Raw genomic sequence first — 18,161 nt, 5'->3', positions numbered from 1 at the left:
CGCTTGACCAATGGTTTCAAGGAAGAAGCGTGTAAAGGAAGAAAGACACTTGACATTATTCAGTTTTGAAGGTACAAAAGAAGCCTTCGCAAGAAAGAACGGATACCTACTTAACAAGTAAGACGCTTGGGTAGGGGATCTGATTTGGTGACGATAGCAAGGAGGTCACACCTGTTCCCATCTCGAACACAGAAGTTAAGCTCCTTAGCGCTGATGATACTTGGCGGGTGACTGCCTGGGAAAGTAGGACGTTGCCAATTTTACAAAAATAGAGACTGTTTAAACAGTCTCTATTTTTATGTAAAATTGGACAGCGAAAGGAACACAGTGAGCGGAGGAGTGCTGCCTGCAACTCACCCAGGCCTCACAAAACAAAAAATATTTTCATTTCCTATTGACGGCCGGAAGGACCCTGTGGTATACTATCGAAGATTTAGGCCAAAACACGAATGAAAGGGAAAAGGTATGAAAACATTACTGAAAAACGGATATATTTTCACAGGCAATGGATTCGAGAAAAGAGACGTTTTTGTCATTGACGATCGTTTGTCTCTTTCCCATTTTGATAAATACGATGAAAGACTTGACTGCGATTCTTTCTTTATAATTCCAGGTTTAGTCGATGTGCACGTACATCTTCGGGAACCTGGTTTTTTTTATAAAGAGTCCATGAAAACCGGGACCATGGCAGCGGCCAGAGGCGGATATACAGCTGTTTGCGCCATGCCCAATTTAAGCCCGGTGCCATCGACAGCAGACGGGCTCAGGCAGCAGCTGGAGCTCATTGAAAGGGATGCTGTCATTAAAGTTTATCCTTATGGAACCATTACAAAAGAACAGAACGGCAGAGGCATGCTTTCCGATATGGACGCCTTGAAGGATCAAGTGATCGCTTTTTCCGATGATGGAAAAGGCGTTCAGACCGCTGATCTGATGGAAGAGGCGATGAAGAAAGCAAATGCTTTAAACAAAATGATTGTAGCCCACTGCGAAGATGAAACGCTGCTTGACGGCGGATACATTCACGACGGAGCTTATGCAAAAGCCCATGGACATAAGGGGATTTGTTCAGAAAGCGAATGGGGACAGGTCAAGCGGGACATTGCGTTATGCAAAAAAACGGGGGCAAGATATCATGTGTGCCACATCTCCACAAAGGAAACAGTTGCGCTGATCCGCCAGGCAAAGGCTGAGGGCGTAAAGATATCCTGCGAAACAGCGCCTCATTATCTGGTATTCTGCGACGAGGACTTGCAGGAAGACGGCCGATTCAAAATGAATCCGCCCATTCGTACAAAAGAAGATCGGGAAGCCTTGATCGAAGGCCTTTTAGACGGAACCATCGATGTGATTGCGACCGACCATGCGCCCCATAGCCAGGAAGAAAAAAGCAAGGGGCTTGAGGGCAGCGCATTTGGAATCGTAGGGCTGGAAACCGCATTTCCGGTATTGTATACAGCGCTGGTTAAGACCGGGAAGCTTTCTCTGGAGCAGCTGGTTTACCGAATGGCTATCGCCCCGCGCCGGCTCTTCGGCATAGAAGGCGGTGCTTTGCAGGAAGGGCAGATCGCGGACCTGGCAATTCTGGATTTGGAGAGCACCTACCGGATCGACCCAAACAGCTTTCTGTCAAAAGGACGGAGCACACCCTTTGCGGGCATGGAAGTGACCGGAAAAACCGTTGCAACCTTTGTGAATGGAGTGAACGTTTATGAAAACAAGTAAATATCAAATTCAATCCAATCGAAAACTGGCCAGGGATATTTATGAGATGAAGCTGCAGGGAGACACCTCTCAAATTACAGCGCCGGGACAGTTTGTCAACATAAAACTGGAAGGGCTTTATCTGAGACGCCCCATTTCGATTTGCGACTGGGAGCCGGATTTGCTGACGATCATTTACAAAGTCGTTGGAATGGGGACGGAGAAAATGGCTGAGATGAAACCGGGCGAGGAGCTGGACATACTTGGACCTCTGGGAAATGGCTATGATCTGGACAAAATTGAAAAAACGAGCCCGGTCCTTGCCGGCGGAGGTGTTGGAATCCCGCCCATGTACGGGCTTGCCAAAGCTTTGCTGAAACGGGGCAAAAAACCTCAGGTCATACTGGGATTCAACACAAAAGAAGAGCTGTTTTACGAACAAGCTTTTCGCGCTCTGGGAGCGGACGTGAAGGTAACAACAGCCGACGGAAGCTATGGAATTAAGGGCTTTGTAACCGACGCCATGAAGAATCCGGAATATGTTTGCGCCTGCGGACCCGAACCCATGTTAAAGGCTGTCTATGACCGGACAAAGGACGGACAATTCAGCTTTGAAGCCAGAATGGCCTGCGGATTCGGCGGATGCATGGGATGCAGCTGTCAGACAAAATATGGGTCAAAGCGAATCTGCAAAGAGGGCCCGGTGTTAGAAAAGGAGGAAATCCTATGGTAGATACAAAGGTGACCCTCAGCGGTCTTGTCCTGGACAATCCCATTATTCCTGCAAGCGGGACCTTCGGCTATGGCAAAGAATATACCGAGTTTTACGATTTGAATATATTGGGCTCCATTTCTTTTAAAGGAACTACTGTGGAAGCCAGATTCGGCAACCCCCAGCCCAGGATCGCCGAGTGCAGCCAGGGAATGATCAATTCCGTGGGACTGCAGAACCCGGGACTGGAAGCGGTGATCGCAAAGGAACTGCCAGAGCTTGCACAGATTTACCAAAAGCCAGTGATTGCTAATGTGAGCGGGTTTTCCATCGATGAATACGCAGCCTGCGCAAAGGCCATGGATCAGCAGGAGCAGGTGGGAATCATTGAAGTAAACGTTAGCTGTCCCAATGTTCATGACGGCGGCATGGCTTTCGGCGTGCTTCCTGAAAGCGCGGCTGCGGTGACAGAGGCAGTCAAAAAAGTGACGACCAAACCCGTCTACATCAAACTGAGCCCCAATGTAACGGATATCGTTTCCATAGCCAAGGCTTGTGAAAGCGCGGGAGCCGACGGGCTGAGCCTGATCAATACGCTGCTGGGAATGCGCATTGATATCAAAAAGCGCCAGCCGGTAATTGCCAACAAAATGGGCGGCTTTTCCGGACCAGCCATTTTTCCGGTGGCAGTGAGAATGGTTTACCAGGCGGCAAAAGCAGTGAACATCCCGGTCATCGGCATGGGCGGTATTTCCACTGCCCAGGATGTGATCGAAATGATGATGGCAGGCGCATCCGCGGTTCAAATCGGAGCAGCCAATCTGGTTAACCCCTATGTATGCAAAGAAATCATCGAGGAACTCCCCCATCTTATGGAGAAGCTGGGGATCCAAAGGCTTGAGGATATTATCGGAATCGTTGAATAGAGGAGGTACGTGATGGGAAAAGATGTAATTATCGCATTGGATTTTAAGAATGGAAAAGAGGCGTTAGAGTTTTTAGACAGGTTTACGGACAAGAAGCCCTATGTCAAGGTGGGCATGGAGCTCTACTATGCAGAGGGGCCGGCCATTGTCAGGGAAATTAAAAAGCGTGGACACCAGCTGTTCTTAGATCTGAAGCTCCACGATATCCCCAATACGGTGGAGAAGGCCATGGCAGTCCTGTCAAGGCTGGATGTGGATATGGTCAACCTCCACGCTGCGGGAACCATCGAAATGATGAAAGCAGCTTTGCGGGGCCTGACCAGGGAGGACGGCACCAGACCGCTTCTCATCGCAGTGACCCAGCTGACATCCACCAGCCAGGAGCGGATGACCGAGGAACTGCTCATTGAGGAAGACCTGGATAAAGTGGTTATCCGTTATGCGGAAAACGCCGATATGGCCGGATTGGACGGAGTCGTTTGCTCTCCGCTGGAAGCAGGGAAAATTCACGACACATGCGGAAGGGATTTTCTAACCATAACGCCGGGCGTGCGCTTTGACAACGCATCAAAAGGCGACCAAGTGCGGGTGACCACCCCGGCGAAAGCCAAGGAACTGGGTTCCGATTACATTGTCGTGGGCAGACCGATCACCCAGGCCGACGATCCGGTAGCCGCATATAACCGTTGTGTAGAAGATTTTGTGGAGGTATAGATTATGAAAAAAGAAATTGCAAAAGGACTGTTGTCCATTGGAGCTGTATTTTTAAGACCGGATGAGCCTTTTACCTGGGCCAGCGGTATCAAAAGCCCCATCTATTGCGACAACCGACTGACGCTGACAGCGCCCCAGGTTCGTATCAAAGTGGAGCAGGGACTGGCGGCGGTGATCCGGGAGCATTACCCCCAGTGTGAAGTGCTGATGGGAACCAGCACGGCCGGAATTGCCCATGCGGCCATTACGGGACACATCATGGACCTTCCCATGGGATACGTGAGAGGTTCGGCAAAGGACCACGGAAGAACCAACCAGATCGAAGGAAAGCTGGAAAAGGGCCAGAAGGTGGTCGTCATTGAAGACTTGATTTCCACGGGCGGGTCGGTCCTGGAAACAGTGGAAGCGCTGAGAAACGCCGGAGCTGAAGTTCTGGGAATCGCCAGCATCTTTACATACGGCATGGCCAAAGGTATCGAGAGAATGGATGCAACCGGCATTAAAAACGTAAGCCTTTGTGACTTGGATACTTTGGTTGAGGTTGCTGCAGAAGAAGGTTACATCAAAGACAGCGACGTGGAGCGGTTGATCGCGTTTAGAAACAACCCTTCTGACGAAGGATGGATGAAAGGAGATAAATAAATGAGTGAAACAATTCGTAATTTGATCAGTATTTTAGATATGTCCGTGGAAGAGATCGACCACTTGATCGATGTGGCCGATGACATTGTTGCAAACCACGACCAGTATGAAGAGATCTGCAGAGGGAAAAAGCTTGCCACGCTGTTTTTCGAACCGAGTACCAGAACCAGACTCAGCTTTGAAGCGGCCATGCTGGAACTGGGTGGATCAGTTCTGGGCTTTTCCGAAGCGTCTTCCAGCTCAGCGGCAAAAGGAGAGAGCGTCAGCGATACTGTGAGGACAGTCGGCTGTTATGCGGATATTATCGCCATGCGCCATCCGAAAGAAGGAGCGCCTTTAGTGGCTTCCCGAAGAACGACTGTGCCCATTATCAATGCCGGCGACGGCGGACATTTCCATCCGACCCAGACGCTGACCGACCTTTTGACCATTAAAAGAAAAAAGGGAGAACTGGGCAACATTACCCTGGGGCTGTGCGGGGACCTGCAGTTTGGCAGAACGGTTCATTCTCTCATCGAAGCCATGCTCCGTTATCCCAATGTGAAGTTTGTGCTCATTTCACCGGAAGAACTGAGGGTGCCGGAGTACATCCGTGAAAAACTGCGCAGTGCGGGCGTTGAATGGTGCGAAGTGGAAAGCATGGAGGAAGTCATGCCTCAGTTGGATGTGCTGTATATGACTCGCGTGCAAAGAGAACGTTTCTTCAATGAAGAGGACTATATCAGACTGAAAGATACTTATATTCTGGATATGGACAAGCTGGAAAGCGCTAAGAAAGATTTGACGATCATGCATCCGCTGCCCAGGGTAAATGAGATTTCCGTAAAAGTGGACGATGACCCGAGGGCTTGCTATTTTGAACAGGCGCTGTGCGGAAAACACATCAGAATGGCGCTGATTTTGAATCTGTTAGGTATAAAATAGGAGGGATGGAAGATGAATATCGACGGCGTAACGACTGGAATCGTATTGGACCATATTAAAGCGGGAAAAAGCATGCAGATTTATAACTATCTGGGACTGGATAAGCTGGATTGCAGCGTGGCGGTGGTGCAGAATGTCCGCAGCAGCAAATACGGCAAAAAGGATATCATTAAGATCGACGATGAAATCGAACTGGATTTTGAAATGCTGGGATATATCGACAGCAATATCACCATCAATCGGGTGAAAGACGGCGTTCTAACCAAGAAAGAACACCTGGAACTGCCGGAAACGCTGACCAATGTGATCAAATGCAAGAACCCCAGATGCATCACTTCTGTGGAGCAGGAAATCACCCATATGTTCAAGCTGGCGGATAAGGAAAAGAAAATTTACCGCTGTGCCTACTGCGATGTGGAGCATAAGGAATATAAATAGTTTTTAACGGGGATCCGGGCCGGGCGCGATGATTGTATTTGCGCCCGGTCCTGTTTTTGGTCGCCGAAGAAGTATGGTAAAGGAGCTGTAAAATAAGTCCCTTTGATTCAAATGAGGAGGGCTCATAAGCAGTAAGATAATAACGGCTGATCTATATGTTTATGAAAGAAACTAGAAGGATTGAACTTGTATGATTCAGTAATATATATAAAAGGAAAAACTTGACAATTTAAAATTGATCGTCTATTCTAGAATTGGATGTATGGATATGATTGCCCTTGGAGGTTAATTTTCTTTTTGAACAGGGTATTTTCATATAAAGTACGTGAAGTTTTATCAGGACTAGGTGAAAACTAGTAAAGGAGACGTGCTGTTATGTATAAGCTTAAGCGATACACGGTGCATAGTGTAGATGTTTTAGTTATAATAGTTATTTTTGTTGTAATAGTATTATCGATTGGTAAAAGTGATGTGTTTGCAGCAGAAACTTTAGACAATCAAACTTTTACGGTTGACAATATTGAATACAAAATTGTTTCCACTGATAAAGTAGAGATTATCAACTATAATCGGGAGAAAAAAGGAGAAATTAATTTTGGAGCGTATGTAACCTATGATGGAAATACATATACAATCGTTCATATAAAAAATTGTCTACTAGAAGGCTGCCGAGAAATTACTTCAGTTAATCTTCCGGACACAATTGAGTATATTGGAGAGGGAGCATTTCGAAACTGTACCAATCTTAGTGCTTTAAGGTTACCAAATAACAAGAATTTAATAGTGGAATATGAAGCGTTTTCTGGATGTATTGATTTGCTTGAAATTACATTGCCGGAACAGTTAAAGAATGTGCAGCACCATGCTTTTCAAAATTGTACAAGCCTAACCACGGTTCGGCTCAATACGATTAATTGTGAAGCTATTACAGAGCGTAGAGGTTCAGATGAAACCATATTTAAAGGATGTATGAAGTTAGAGAAGGTATATATCGGCGAAAAAGTAACCGTGGTTCCAACTGGAATATTTAGTGGTTGTACAGGATTAAAAAAGATAGTTTACGAGGGTGACAATGTCAGGAAAATAGGTGGGGCTGCTTTTGCAGGTTGCAAAAGCTTAGAGACGCTTGAACTTCCTGATTCGCTAACAGAAATTAATCCGAAGGCTTTCATGTTCTGCACATCATTAAAGGAGGTTACAATCCCTGAAAACATTAAAAAGTTAGGATATGGAGTTTTTGGGAGTTGTAATAACATAGAAACAATTAATTTTAATGCAATAAATTGTACATCCATGGGAGAAAGTGGATGGGCAGGATATTTATATACGTTTGGTGGAGTAAGTGGCATAAGTGAAAATATGTCAGGTGTTAAAAAACTTATCATTGGAGAAAAGGTTCAAAGAATACCACAATATGCATTTGGCGGCTGCCCCAACTTGGAATCAATTAACATACCCGCATCCGTATCATCAATTCAAGCGAATGCTTTTGAAAATTTACCGAAATTATTGTCTATAGTAGTAAGTGGGAATAATTCTATCTATACAGACCATGATGGAATTTTGTATACAAAAGATAATAAAATGATAATTCGCTGTCCTGAGGGGAAGGAATTATTAACGGCGGGTTGTTTTATTGGAGTAACCCAGATTGGCAACGTTGGATTTTCAAACTGCACACGTTTAAAGCAAATTAATCTCCCGGACACAGTCGAGTATATTGGAGAGGGAGCATTTCGAAACTGTACCAATCTTAGTGCTTTAAGGTTACCGAATAACAAAAATTTAATAGTGGAATATGAAGCGTTTTCAGGATGTATCGCTTTGCCTGAAATTACATTGCCGGAACAGTTAAAGAATGTGCAGCACCATGCTTTTCAAAATTGTACAAGCCTAACCACGGTTCGGCTCAATACGATTAATTGTGAAGCTATTACAGAGCGTAGAGGTTCAGATGAAACCATATTTAAAGGATGTATGAAGTTAGAGAAGGTATATATTGATGAAAAAGTAACCGTGGTTCCAACTGGAATATTTAGTGGTTGTACAGGATTAAAAAAGATAATTTACGAGGGTGACAATGTCAGGAAAATAGGTGGGGCTGCTTTTGCAGGTTGTAAAAGCTTAGAGACGCTTGAACTTCCTGATTCGCTAACAGAAATTAATCCGAAGGCTTTCATGTTCTGCACATCATTAAAGGAGGTTACAATCCCTGAAAACATTAAAAAGTTAGGATATGGAATTTTTGGGAGTTGTAATAACATAGAAACAATTAATTTTAATGCAATAAATTGTACATCCATGGGAGAAAGTGGATGGGCAGGATATTTATATACGTTTGGTGGAGTAAGTGGCATAAGTGAAAATATGTCAGGTGTTAAAAAACTTATCATTGGAGAAAAGGTTCAAAGAATACCGCAATATGCATTTGGCGGCTGTCCTAACTTAGAATCGATCAAAATTTATAATAAAGCTTGTGATATTTATAGCGGAGAAAATGGTGGAAGAACCTTTGAAGAAGATGCAATTATTTATGGATACTTAGATTCTACAGCCGAGGAATACGCAGCTAAATACGGGAGAACTTTCCGAATAATTGGTAGTGATTACTCTTATGATCATTCAACAGAGTTGGAAGAATGGTTGTTAAATCAGGGATCTCTAAATAGTATTATGTATCTTACGAAAGATGAAAATTTTATGTGTTCCAGGGCAGTTGCGGAAAGTGATTCAAGCTTTGCTGACCATTTTGTACAAACAATAACAAATATGTTGTACTGTGGTTTAGATGGATGGAAAGATATTTTTTCATTGGCAACTACCAAAGAGCAGGCAAGGGAAGTTCTGATAGCGTTGCTGGATACTTATGGCTCAGAAGTAGAGGAGTTGGCAGATGCTGAAACAGCATATAAATATGCAAATTTATATGTAAAAACATTACAAGAATCTGACTGGGCATATGCAATTGACTTTGGGTTAAAGGATAATGAAATTGATCAACTAAAGGAAGTTTGCACTGAAGACGTTTTGGCACAATTTTTTATAGACGGTAAATATGAAACAATATCGGCATATCTGCAAATAAAAGGGGGATATTCGGCTGATTCAAAAGCTGTGAAATGTATTGAGCAATTTACAAAATCAAAAAAGTTGACAAATGAACTTTCTGATAGCATTGGATTGCTTGGGGATGGACTACAAATTCTTTCTATGACAAATGGAACGATTAATCGTTTATATGAGGTTGAACGCCTTGCAACAGCTGACGAAATGTTTTCAGAAATGTTGATATATCTGAATAAGAACTGCATTTTTATTCCTGTACGTGAAGCTGCTGACGAACTATATACCGTAATACATGGTAGTTATTCAGACCAATTGAAGTATGCGACGACGTCACTAAAGGATGCGGCGGAAGTGAAATCAGTTGACCTCATATTAGAAGCTGCAGCGGAAAAGCTTCCATATGGCAAAATTATTAAGAAGAACTATGAGTTTGCAGTAGGTATATCTAATACTGTTTTTGGGATCGCGGATATGCAAAAACAAAAAGATAATATGCGCTGTGTAGCCTACATTGGTAACTGTTTGAGCAGTTGGCTTTTAGATAGTCGGCAGCAATGGGAAGCTGAAACTGGCACTAGAAAAGCGTGGTATGCGAAGAAAACGGTATATGCTTATAAAATGCTATTGAAAAGTAGGATACAGGGAGAAAGAAGCTTACAGAAAATGATGGAAGTGTCAAAAACAACTTGGAAAAAGGCATATAATTATTCTCTGGAGGTATCTTCAACTTTAAAATCTATGCAGGACTTTTTTAATATTATGTCGACATCTGTGATTGCTTGCCCGGTAGATGTTCAAATATATGATGCATCAGGAAGATTGGTTTGCACAGTGCACGATGGATCTTCAAGCGAAGGCTATTTGGATGATATTTATTATGCTGTTTTGTATAATCCATTAGAGAATGATTTTGTTAAGATAATAAGAGCTCCTATCGATAAAAACTATTCATTGAGATGTTTAGCAAACGATTTAGGCCAGGTAGATTATTCCATATCGACAATATCTGAACAGGGAATTAATATACGAAAAGAAGCTCAAGGTATTCCAATTAAACAAGGGGACGAGATTAGCATTTCTGATCTGTCTGGTGATAATCCAACTTGTAAGCTGCTTGAAGGCAATCAAGTAATAAGAGAATATCCAGCAGAATTGAAAGACAAATTTATACCTGTTGAATCTATGCAGATCGATAAAAAAACTCTAGAATTAGAGCCGGGTAAACGAGTAAAATTAAATGCAATCTTTTTACCGTCCAACGCATCAAATCAAGAAGTAATATGGATATCTTCAAATCAAGAAGTTGCTACGGTTAATCAGGATGGCGTTGTAAAAGGAATATCGAAGGGAACTGCAGAAATCGTAGTAGAGAGCCTAGAAGGTAATTTTAAAAATGTGTGTCAGGTTACAGTGGTAGATAATCGTCCGGTTAATAAAAATTCCCAGGTCATTTATGCAAGTTCTGTTACCAAAACTTATGGCAACAAACCATTCAATCTAAACGCCAAAACCAGTGGAGGAGGTAAACTTACATACAATTCCAGCAACACAAACGTAGCTACCATAAATAATACTGGAAAAATAACCTTGAAAGGTCCTGGCAAAGCTAGCATCACTATTAATGCTGCTGCTACTGATAATTATAATGCCGCAACAAAACAGATTAACATTACGGTAAAACCAAAGAAAGCAGTACTAAAAAAAGCTAAATCCACTAAGAAACGCACGTTGAAAGTGGGTTGGGTGCGGGACAAAAAAGTAACGGGCTATCAGGTTGTTATTGCTCAAAATAGAAAATTCCATAAGGGAAAGAAATCTGCTTTGATCACAAAAAACAAAACAACATCTAAGACGTTCAAAAAATTAAGGCGAGATAAGACTTATTACTATAAAGTGAGAGCTTATAAACAGGTTGGCAAAACTAAAATTTACGGAGCCTATAGTAAGACAAAACGAATTAAAGTAAAATAAGAAGGACGCAGGCTGCATTCAGATACATTATTTGTTAAGCAAGACTTTGATACTTCTTTGCTCACCTTAGGCTTACACTAAACGGGAAGCCGCTGCCAAAACGTTGTACAATCTTTAGGTTTGTATTATACTAATGAATGCCGGAAATTTTTTGACAGAAAGGAGAACCGTATACGTGTTTGAACTAATACAGGCAGGAAAGCATACTTACTATATCGACAACCCCAACATCATGGGGGTTTACCAATTAAATGAAGAGGACGTTTGTCTGATTGATACGGGAAATGGAGACAAGGCGGCAGAGGCCATCGATGAAATTCTGGAGAAACAGGGGTGGAAATTGAAGTTTATCCTTAACACCCATACCCACATCGATCATCTGGGCGGCAACCGCTATCTGATGAAAAAATGGGGATGCCCGGCTTACGCGACCAATCTGGACAATGCCTTTGCCAACTATGAGCATCTGGAAGCAGCCTATATGTACGGCGGCTATCCATGCAGGGAACTGCGCAAGGTATTTCGCCATCCGGGACCCATCGGTTTTTTGGATTTGGAGGACTTTGAACTGCCGAAAGGCCTTGCGTCCATCAGGCTGCCGGGCCACAGCTTCGGCATGATCGGCATCAAGACGGATGACGGCGTGTGGTTCCTGGGCGACAGCGTTCTCAACCGCAAATCCCTGGAAAAATATCAGTTCGGCTATCTGGTGGATGTGGAAGGATATTTGAATACCCTGGATCTTTTGGAGACGCTGGAGGGAAACCTTTTCATTCCTTCCCACGGCGATGTGGCAGCGGATATCCAGCCGCTGGCTCAGGGCAATCGGAAAAACATTGAAAAAAATATTGCCGCGCTGCTAAGGGACTGTGCAGGCGGCAAAAGTTTTGACTGCATTTTGAAAGGCGTGTACGACCGCTATGGAGTAAAGCCCAATGTGGTGCAGAACGCGCTGGCCGGTTCTACGCTGCGGTGTTACTTGTCTTATCTGCAGGATCAGGGGCAGTTGGAATGCTATTTCGAAGAAAATATAATGAAATGGAAGAGCAAGTAACCTGTTGGAAAAGGAAGGTGTTTCCGGTACCGGAAGAAATCACTATTTCACCGCTTCCATAATAACCACTGACGCGCTGGCTCCGATCCGGTCCGCGCCCAGGCGCAGCATCTCTTTGGTTGCCAGAACATCCCGAATGCCGCCGGAGGCTTTGATCATAACTTGATCGCCCACCGTTTCTTTGATCAGGGCGACCGTATGAGGCGTGGCGCCGGACTTGCCAAAACCAGTAGAAGTTTTGACAAAAGAAGCGCCTGCTTCTACGGCAAGGCGACAGGCTTTCACGATCTCCTCGTCGGTCAGAAGGCAGACCTCTAAAATGACTTTGACAATGGAGCGCCGCTGCCCGGCAGCAGCTGCCACTTCTTCAATTTCATGTTTTACGTAATCATATCGGCCCTCTTTTAAAGCGCCGATATTGATGACCATGTCGATCTCATGAGCGCCGTTTTCACAGGCCCAGACAGTTTGGCGAACTTTCACTTCCGTCGAATCCATGCCCAGAGGGAAGCCGACGACGCTGGCGATTTTTATTTCCGTACCGGCCAGCTCCCGGGCTGCCAGAGGGACGTAACAGCCGTGAACACAGACGGCATAAAAATCATACTTTTTCGCTTCGTCGCACAGCTTGATGATATCCGCTGTGGTGGCATCCGCTTTCAGATTGGTATGATCAAAGTATTTGTTCAATGGTTTCATCTATCAATCTCCTCACTTAACAATTTTTTTTCATTATAGCATAAATTTGAAATATATAAAAACCAGATATTGTTTTTGCTGCCCAAAGCAGCCAAGAATCTCAAATGAAAAATCACAGGGAGCATTGCGGGAGGACGGATTTTGTCGTATAATAAAACGAATTGTAATTGCGTGTTGTTATCGAAGGAGGGGCCTATGAGAAAGTTTCGCATGCTGATGCTGCTGATGCTGATTGTGCTTCTAGCCGCGCCGCTCAGCTACGGGTCGGAACAGACCTTTGGCGATGGCCAGGTGAAGATTGATCTGCCGGAAAATTGGCAGGTGGTGGATGAGGCGGATCGGGAAGATGTACTGCGGGTTGTCTGCAGCGCTGAGGAAAAAGAAGTTTCTCAATATATGGACTATTATCACAGCCTGATGATGGCAGAAGACCCGTCCGCGGATCCAAAGGCCATGATGCAGATTCTTTACACCACAGACTATTCCGATGCCGCTGAAATGGATTTCAGTGACTGCACGGATGAAGAGCTGGAGGCTTTCTATCAAGAACAGGAGGGCAAAAGCGTCCTTGAAAACGCGGTGCTTTTTCTGACCTTTGGGGTCACGGAGACCTCAGATGAGATGGAGATTCTTTCAAACAGCTGGGGGAAATTTATCCATGCGCAGATGACAGAAACCATGCAGGACGGCAGCAAGCTTTATCATCAAATGTACTTTACCAAGAAGGGCAGCGCGGTTATCACCCTCAGCCTGACCACCAGCGGCCCGCCTTCAAAACAATCCGTAGGAGATATAGAAGAGGTTGTCTCAAGCTATTCCGACGACGGTTGGTATGACGACTATATGATGGCCGCTGATACGGATAGTTACGATGATGAGTACAGCGACAGCGATGATGGCTGGATGGTGTATGCGTTTCTCATCATTATAGTGGTTTGCGCGGTGATATACGTAGCGGCTGGCAAAAGGACCAATTCTGCCGCCGCAGGATATGGAAGACGCCCTGCGGACCGTAAACAGGAACAAGTGCAAATGACAGCCGGAGAAACGACGGGTTATCCTCCTGCTTCGGATAAGAGAAAGGTGAGAATTAAGCTTCCCAAAACGAAATCAGTGACAGCGGACGGAAAGTCCATGCAGGTCAGGGACAGTCAGGAAGTGAAAGCAAAGACGCCTGACGAAAGCTACCTGGAAAGTCTCCGCACGCTGATGGACTCGGGACTTCTTACCAAGGAAGAGTACCGGGATATGGTGGAGGCGCACAACCGTAATAAACGCATATGACAGAAACAATCAAAGCCCTGGCGTTTGCTGGGGTTTTAACAATAACCTTTAGGAGGACGATATGAAGATACCAGAATTATTTGAACACAAAAAGCCCGTTTTTTCCTTTGAAATTTTCCCGCCCAAAAGACAGTCGGGGCTGGATAAAATCTATGATACCATCGAGAAGCTGTCCGTTTGCCAGCCGGATTTTATCAGCGTGACCTATGGCGCAGGCGGCAATATGGCAGACAATTCCACCTGCGAAATCGCTTCCAACATTAAAAAACGGTTCGGAATAGAACCCCTGGCCCATCTGACCTGTGTCAATTCCAGCATGGAGGACGTGACGGAAATGATCGGACGCTTTGCCAAGGCGGACATTGAAAATGTTCTGGCTCTGCGGGGAGATATTGTTCCCGGCGAAGCGATCAAAAAAGATTTTTCCCACGCCAACGAGCTGGCAATCGAGGTGCAGAGAAACAGCGGCCTGCAAATTTTAGGCGCCTGCTATCCGGAGGGCCACTATGAAAGCAAGAATCTGCGGGAGGACATTCAAAACCTGAAATACAAGATTGGCGCAGGGGTAAAAGTGCTGATTACCCAGCTGTTCTTCGATAATCAGCTGTTTTACGAATTTCTTGTTCAAGTGAGAAACGCGGGGATCCACGTGCCCGTTTCCGCCGGAATCATGCCCATCGTAAATAAAAAACAGATTGAAAAGACCGTAGCCCTGAGCGGAGCAAGCCTGCCCCACGAATTTACCAAGATGATCGGCCTCTATGAAAACGATCCGGAGGAGCTTTATAACCACGGAATTCAATACGCAGTGGATCAGATCCGCGATCTGCTGGAACATGGCGTGGAGGGGATCCATCTGTATACCATGAATAACCCGGACGTCTCCCTTGCTATCTATCAGAAGATCAAGGACTTACTGTAAGATGAAGCTGGCGACACCAGAACGGGTAGACCGGAGACAATGGCTCATAAGGCTGGGCGTTTTTGGCCAGGCGGATGAAATGCTGGAGCAATCTCTGAAGAGGGCGGAAGAAAGGCTGCTCGGATATGCGGCTCCCCAGGGAATTTATCGGGTTTTGGAGCTGGGAGACATAAAGCTGAGGGGCAGCGCCATAAAAAAACATCTGACAGGATGCCGGGAGCTGGCAGTGATGGGCGTGACCATCGGAGCGGCCGTCGACCATTTGATCCGTCAAAGCCAGATTCGGGACATGGCCGAGGCGGTTCTCCTCGATTGCGGAGCATCCGTATTGGTAGAACAGATCTGCGATGCTTTTGAGGCACAGATCCGGGAAGAAACGGAAGGTTATCTGACCGGAAGGTACAGCCCGGGATACGGCGATCTTCCCATAGAGACACAGGACGCGCTGGTGCGGATCCTGGACGGACCTAGAAAGATCGGATTGACGGTGAATCAGAGCCACATCATGATCCCCAGAAAATCTGTGACCGCTATCCTGGGGATCGCGGACCATCCGGTGAGCGGTTATCTGGCCACCTGTGAAGAATGTAAGCTGAGGGATACTTGTGAGCTGAGAAAGGAAGGAAAAAACTGTGCTGAACTTTAGCAAAAAAAGATATCTGTTAGACGGAGGGATGGGCACCATGCTGCAGCAAAGCGGCCTTGAGCCGGGAGCATCTCCCGATCTTCTGAGCCTGACCAATCCGGAGTTGATCACCTCCATTCATAGAAGTTATATTGAGGCCGGATCGGATGTGATCTATGCCAATACTTTCGGAGCCAATCGCTTTAAGCTGGAAGGCTGCGGTTATCGCCTGGAAGAGGTGATCGACAGCGCGGTGAAGGCAGCCAAAGCCGCCTGCGGCGAGGAAAGCTTGGTGGCTCTGGATGTGGGGCCGCTGGGAGAGCTGCTGGAGCCTATGGGCACCTTGTCCTTTGAAGCCGCTTACGATGCTTTCGCCCAGGTTATGAAACAGGGGGCGGCCTCTGGGGCCGATTTGATTGTCATTGAAACCATGACTGACCTGTATGAAGTGAAAGCAGCCGTACTGGCCGCCAAGGAAACGACCGATCTTGCGGTGCTTGTTTCCATGACCTTTGAAGAAAGCGGCAGGACCTTTACCGGAACGAGCATCGAGTGCATGACAGCTGTGCTGGAAGGTCTCGGCGTTGATGCTATTGGTATCAACTGCTCGCTGGGTCCGGTGGAAATTCTGCCCCTGGCGGAAAGAATGTGCGCCCTTACCGACCTGCCGATTTTTATTAAGCCCAACGCAGGGCTGCCTGATCCGCGGACAGGTGCTTATGATATCGGGCCCGACCAATTTGCGCAGGCAATGAAAGAATATCTGAAACTGGGAATTTCCATGGCAGGCGGATGCTGCGGAACGACACCCGAATACATCGCAAAAATGAAGGATGTTTTTTCCGCCGCGGACGTACATAAGAAGGTGCGAAAACCGGCGGAACACAGCGTAATATGCAGCGCTTCCAATGCCGTGACCGTCGATCATGTTACGGTGATCGGCGAACGGATCAACCCCACGGGAAAGAAACGGCTGAAGCAGGCGCTCATCGATGAGGATTACGATTACGTTTTATCACAGGCCGTGGAACAAGTGGATGCCGGCGCCCAGGTGCTGGATGTCAACGTGGGCGTTCCTGATATTGATGATACTAAAGTGCTGCCGATGGTGGTCAAACAGATCCAGGCCATTACCGACCTGCCCCTGCAGATCGATTCTTCCAATCCGGCGGCCATAGAGGCGGCACTTCGGGTTTATAACGGAAAAGCCATTGTAAATTCAGTCAATGGAGAAGCAAAGGTATTGGATACGATTCTTCCCATCGTGAAAAAATATGGCGCTGCGGTGGTGGGCCTGACCCTGGACGAAAACGGCATCCCCGCCAAAGCAGAAGAACGTTTTGCCATTGCCCGAAGAATTCTCGACAAGGCGGTGAGCATGGGCATTCCTAAGAAAGACGTGTTCATCGACTGCCTGACCCTCACTGCGTCAGCCCAGCAGGCAGAAGTCGCAGAGACGCTGAGAGCGGTGCGCATGGTCAAAGAACAGCTGGGCCTACATACGGTCCTGGGGGTATCCAACATCAGCTTCGGCCTTCCGTTAAGACCGCTAATCAATCGGACTTTCCTGGCTCTGGCAATGGAAAACGGATTGGATCTGCCCATCATCAATCCCAACGATGAGGATATGATGGGGACCATCTATGCCTTTGAAATGCTTCATAACAGAGATAAAAACGCGGAAGCGTTCATCAAACGATACGGCGATGCGGCCATGGGAACCATGGAAAGAAGCAGCGGAGCCAGTCAGCCCAATTCCCAATCGGGCAAAGAGCCGGACCTTTTCTACGCATTGGAAAAGGGCATGAAAACAGAAACCATTCATGCGGTTGAAGCGCTCCTTGACAAAAACGATGAAATGACCGTGGTCAACGATTATTTGATCCCGGCGCTGGACCAGGTGGGCCAGGGTTTTGAGAAGGGGACGATCTTTCTCCCCCAGATGATGCAGGCCGCAACAGCCGCCCAGGGAGGCTTTGAGCTGATCAAAGACCGCCTGGCCGCTTCCGGCCGCAGCAGCGTGTCCAAAGGCCGGGTGGTCGTCGCCACCGTAAAGGGCGATATCCATGATATCGGCAAAAACATCGTCAAAGTTATTATGGAAAATTACGGATTTGAGATCATCGATCTGGGAAGGGATGTTCCCATTGAGAAGGTGGTTCAAACGGTAGTCGATAACCGGATTAAGATGGTGGGCCTCAGCGCATTGATGACCACGACCTTAAAGAGCATGGAAGAGACCATTGCAGCTGTCAGGGCTGAGGCGCCGGACTGCAGGTTTATCGTTGGCGGAGCGGTATTGACTCCTGAATACGCAGAAAAGATCGGAGCAGATTATTATTGTAAGGATGCGATGAAGTCGGTGGAAGCGGCGAAAGAAGTCTTTGGCCTTTAACCTTCTTTTTTGACCGAATAAAAACACAAAGTATTGACAATAAAAATCATGGTGATACAATATGTAGTATCTTGTGGTGATTTAA

General features: G+C 46.0%; 14 protein-coding genes and 1 rRNA gene. 14 read left to right on the top strand and 1 reads right to left on the bottom strand.

What is annotated here, in order from left to right; genetic code table 11:
• Positions 1 to 143 precede the first annotated feature (143 nt).
• From rrf to LG211_RS11235, 10 genes are all read left to right on the top strand, one after another.
• Positions 144 to 260: ribosomal RNA gene (gene rrf / locus LG211_RS11280) — 5S ribosomal RNA — on the top strand.
• Positions 261 to 465: 205 nt separating this feature from the next.
• Positions 466 to 1,725 carry a dihydroorotase gene (locus LG211_RS11275; RefSeq protein WP_269477555.1) on the top strand — a complete coding sequence of 420 codons (1,260 nt, stop codon included), beginning with the start codon at positions 466 to 468 and terminating at the stop codon, positions 1,723 to 1,725.
• Positions 1,712 to 2,437, top strand: coding sequence for a dihydroorotate dehydrogenase electron transfer subunit (locus LG211_RS11270; protein ID WP_269477554.1), 726 nt, complete (start codon positions 1,712 to 1,714; stop codon positions 2,435 to 2,437). The genes LG211_RS11275 and LG211_RS11270 overlap by 14 nt, the downstream gene beginning before the upstream one ends.
• Complete coding sequence (locus LG211_RS11265; protein WP_148398008.1) at positions 2,431 to 3,342, top strand: dihydroorotate dehydrogenase; 912 nt, start codon at positions 2,431 to 2,433, stop codon at positions 3,340 to 3,342. Before LG211_RS11270 ends, LG211_RS11265 begins: the two co-directional genes overlap by 7 nt.
• Before the next feature lie 12 nt (positions 3,343 to 3,354).
• Positions 3,355 to 4,056, top strand: coding sequence for an orotidine-5'-phosphate decarboxylase (gene pyrF / locus LG211_RS11260; RefSeq protein ID WP_269477553.1), 702 nt, complete (start codon positions 3,355 to 3,357; stop codon positions 4,054 to 4,056).
• A 3-nt stretch (positions 4,057 to 4,059) separates the two neighbouring features.
• The gene (pyrE, locus tag LG211_RS11255; protein WP_148398010.1) at positions 4,060 to 4,698 is read left to right on the top strand and encodes an orotate phosphoribosyltransferase; all 639 of its coding nucleotides are present in this window, start codon (positions 4,060 to 4,062) and stop codon (positions 4,696 to 4,698) included.
• The gene (gene pyrB / locus LG211_RS11250) at positions 4,699 to 5,622 is read left to right on the top strand and encodes an aspartate carbamoyltransferase (protein WP_253020035.1); all 924 of its coding nucleotides are present in this window, start codon (positions 4,699 to 4,701) and stop codon (positions 5,620 to 5,622) included.
• Between the two features lie 12 nt (positions 5,623 to 5,634).
• Entirely contained in the window at positions 5,635 to 6,060 is a 426-nt protein-coding gene (locus tag LG211_RS11245) for an aspartate carbamoyltransferase regulatory subunit (protein ID WP_269477552.1), read from the top strand.
• Between the two features lie 375 nt (positions 6,061 to 6,435).
• Entirely contained in the window at positions 6,436 to 11,097 is a 4,662-nt protein-coding gene (locus LG211_RS11240) for a leucine-rich repeat protein (RefSeq protein WP_269477551.1), read from the top strand.
• A gap of 175 nt (positions 11,098 to 11,272) precedes the next feature.
• Positions 11,273 to 12,151: an MBL fold metallo-hydrolase gene (locus LG211_RS11235; RefSeq protein WP_269477550.1), complete on the top strand. Its 879-nt coding sequence runs from the start codon at positions 11,273 to 11,275 to the stop codon at positions 12,149 to 12,151.
• Between the two features lie 42 nt (positions 12,152 to 12,193).
• On the opposite strand, the gene deoC is transcribed toward LG211_RS11235, so the two are convergent.
• Positions 12,194 to 12,850, bottom strand: coding sequence for a deoxyribose-phosphate aldolase (gene deoC / locus LG211_RS11230; RefSeq protein ID WP_148398015.1), 657 nt, complete (start codon positions 12,848 to 12,850; stop codon positions 12,194 to 12,196).
• A 195-nt stretch (positions 12,851 to 13,045) separates the two neighbouring features.
• Between deoC and LG211_RS11225 the strand changes: the two genes are divergently transcribed.
• The 4 genes from LG211_RS11225 (at position 13,046) to LG211_RS11210 (ending at position 18,076) form a co-directional block, all read left to right on the top strand.
• Positions 13,046 to 14,134, top strand: a complete 1,089-nt coding sequence (locus LG211_RS11225; protein WP_148398016.1) for a hypothetical protein — start codon at positions 13,046 to 13,048, stop codon at positions 14,132 to 14,134.
• 61 nt (positions 14,135 to 14,195) lie between these two features.
• The gene (gene metF, locus LG211_RS11220; protein ID WP_269477549.1) at positions 14,196 to 15,056 is read left to right on the top strand and encodes a methylenetetrahydrofolate reductase [NAD(P)H]; all 861 of its coding nucleotides are present in this window, start codon (positions 14,196 to 14,198) and stop codon (positions 15,054 to 15,056) included.
• Between the two features lies 1 nt (position 15,057).
• Positions 15,058 to 15,702, top strand: a complete 645-nt coding sequence (locus LG211_RS11215; protein ID WP_148398018.1) for an NADPH-dependent FMN reductase family protein — start codon at positions 15,058 to 15,060, stop codon at positions 15,700 to 15,702.
• Positions 15,689 to 18,076 carry a homocysteine S-methyltransferase family protein gene (locus LG211_RS11210; RefSeq protein WP_269477548.1) on the top strand — a complete coding sequence of 796 codons (2,388 nt, stop codon included), beginning with the start codon at positions 15,689 to 15,691 and terminating at the stop codon, positions 18,074 to 18,076. Before LG211_RS11215 ends, LG211_RS11210 begins: the two co-directional genes overlap by 14 nt.
• Positions 18,077 to 18,161 lie beyond the last annotated feature (85 nt).

Source organism: Hominibacterium faecale, assembly GCF_020734085.1.
Taxonomy (GTDB): domain Bacteria; phylum Bacillota; class Clostridia; order Peptostreptococcales; family Anaerovoracaceae; genus Hominibacterium; species Hominibacterium faecale.
This window is presented reverse-complemented; position numbering and strand designations above follow the sequence as displayed.